The 2,478-nt window shown below is 32.6% G+C and carries 2 protein-coding genes; both read left to right on the top strand.

The window, feature by feature from the left end; translation table 11 throughout:
* The first annotated feature begins 147 nt into the window (after window positions 1-147).
* Entirely contained in the window at window positions 148-2,064 is a 1,917-nt protein-coding gene (locus WBG30_RS03785) for an OPT family oligopeptide transporter (protein ID WP_424503317.1), read from the top strand.
* Between the two features lie 39 nt (window positions 2,065-2,103).
* A complete protein-coding gene (locus tag WBG30_RS03780; RefSeq protein ID WP_424503316.1) occupies window positions 2,104-2,445 on the top strand; it encodes a PqqD family protein in 342 nt (113 codons plus the stop codon).
* Window positions 2,446-2,478: the final 33 nt, after the last annotated feature.

The raw sequence follows: 2,478 nt of genomic DNA, 5'->3' as shown, positions 1-2,478 counted from the left end.
TTTATATTGAGTATAAATATAGTTTTTATCGTATATAAATGAACTTTAGTGCCGAAATATAGGTTCTTGACTTAAAACTGAAAGGAGGTTATTATTATTGTACAATATAGTGGAAATTAACTTTATTGAATTTCAAGGAGGAAAGAAATGAATGAGAAAAGACATCAATTTAAACCTTTTGTATCTATGGATACAGCAATGTCTGAAACTACAGCAGTTTCTATAGGATTAGGAATTTTATTTGCAGTAGTATTCGCAGCATCAAATGTATATTTAGGATTAAAGACGGGAATAACAATTGCAGCAGCAATTCCAGCTTCAATATTAGGAACAGGAATCTTAAAAGCAATATTTAAAAAGGACTCTATATTAGAAGCTAATTTAGTGGCTTCAGTAGCCGCAGTAGGAGAATCTATCGCAGGTGGAATAATCTTTACATTACCGGCAATTATTATATGGGGACATGACTTAAGTATGGTTTCTATAGCTATTATAACTATATTAGGTGGATTAATAGGTACTTTATTTGTTATTCCGTTTAGAGAGTATTTAATCGTAGAGGAACATGGAATATTAATGTTCCCAGAATCAGTAGCAGCTTATGAGATCCTAGTAAATGCAAATAAAGGTGGAGAGGGATTTAAAACAGTATTAAAAGGTTTAGGAATGGGTGGAGCTTTTAAATTTCTATCTGGTGGATTAGGACTTTGGTCAGAAGGACCAGTTTGGGCTATTACAAAGTTAGGAACAGCTTTTGGATTTAGTGCAGTAGCATCATTATTAGGAGTAGGATTTATAGTAGGAACTGGAGTAGCTATTTTAATGTTCTCTGGAGCGTTATTAGCATGGTTTGGTTTCATACCATTAATAAAGTTTATAGGAGCAGGAGCGACAACTCCTATATTTCCAGCGACTCAATTAATATCAGAGATGTCAGCTATATCTATTTGGTCTAACTATATTAGATATATAGGAGCAGGAGCAGTAGCAACAGGTGGATTTATCTCATTGGCTAAATCAGCTCCAGCTATTATAAGCTCTTTCAAAGAAGCTATAATAGGTTTAAAAGCAGAAAAAACTGCTCATAAAGTAGAAAGACAACACATCGATACTCCATTAACATTTGTTGGAGCAGGAGCTATCGCAGTATTCTTAATAGTATGGTTATTACCATTATCAGCAGGAATACCTAAAGTAGGATTTATCGTATCATTTTTGGTAATATTCTTCTCATTCTTCTTCGGTGTAGTATCAGCTAGAATGACAGGAATTATGGGTGCATCAAATAACCCTGTATCTGGAATGACTATAGCATCATTATTAGTAATAGCATCAGTTATCAAAGCATCTGGTATAGATCCTGAATTAGGAAAAATTATGGCTATCATAGCTGCCGGTGTAGTTTGTGTATCTATTTCAACTTCTGGTGGAGTAGCACAAAGTTTAAAACATACATACTTAATTGGTGGAACACCAAAGAAAATAGAATGGTCAATGTTTGCAGGATTAATAGTAGCAGCATTTGCAGCAGGTGGAGTAGTGCTTATGTTACATAAAGCTTTTGGACTAGGATCAGCAGATGTTCCTGCACCTCAAGCAGGATTGATGAGAATGTTATCTGAAGGTGTTATGACAGGAGAGATTCCTTGGATATTAGTCATTGTAGGTGTAGTAATCGCAGTAGTTATTAACTTTCTAGGATTATCTATCTTACCTATTGCTTTAGGATTATATTTACCAATTCAATTATCAGCTGCTATTTTAACTGGTGCATTGGTAAGAGAAGTTGTTGAGATGAAATTCAAGAAAAATTTAACAGAGCAAAAAGGAAGAATAGAGAAGGGTATCTTATTATCTTCTGGATTAGTTGCTGGGGATGCTTTAATAGGTATCTTACTGGCGGTATTTATTACTCTAGGAAAAGATTTATCTGTATTCGGAAGAAAATTTGGAGCGATTACTACAAATTCTACTGTAGGATTTATAATCTTTGCGGCATTAGCTGTTTGGATCTATACTCAAGTCGTTTCTGGAAAAGCTTCAGATGAACAACTACCGGAATAATATAAAATCAATAAGTTATACTTAGAATAAGGAGCAAAAATGAAAAAAGATGAAGAAAATTTTTTAGATATTATACCTGTAAAACTTCATTTAGATTGTAAAAAACAAGATGGAAACATCCATCTTGTCTTTACTCATATTACTCTTCTTCAAATTTTTTTGAGATGGATGACTAAAAAATCTAATGTTAGTACTTTAGAATTAGATGGATTAGGGAGTTTAGTATGGGAGAATATCGATGGTAAAAATACAATATATGAGATCATTAATATTCTTTTGAAAATAGAAGAAGATAGGTATGAGTCTATGCAACAAAGAGTATTTATGTTTATTAGGATATTAAAAAATAGAAAAATAATTGCTTTTAAAGAATCTAATTAGAAGTATAATAGCTAAAAAAAGCTCCTCCAAAAC

It is taken from the genome of Psychrilyobacter sp., assembly GCF_049671765.1.
Classification (GTDB): domain Bacteria; phylum Fusobacteriota; class Fusobacteriia; order Fusobacteriales; family Fusobacteriaceae; genus Psychrilyobacter.
This window is presented reverse-complemented; position numbering and strand designations above follow the sequence as displayed.

Excerpts from the sequence above, each read along its gene's own strand:
- WBG30_RS03785 (WP_424503317.1), top strand. The coding sequence starts at position 148 with ATGAATGAGAAAAGACATCAATTTAAACCTTTTGTATCTATGGATACA.
- WBG30_RS03780 (WP_424503316.1), top strand. The coding sequence starts at position 2,104 with ATGAAAAAAGATGAAGAAAATTTTTTAGATATTATACCTGTAAAACTT.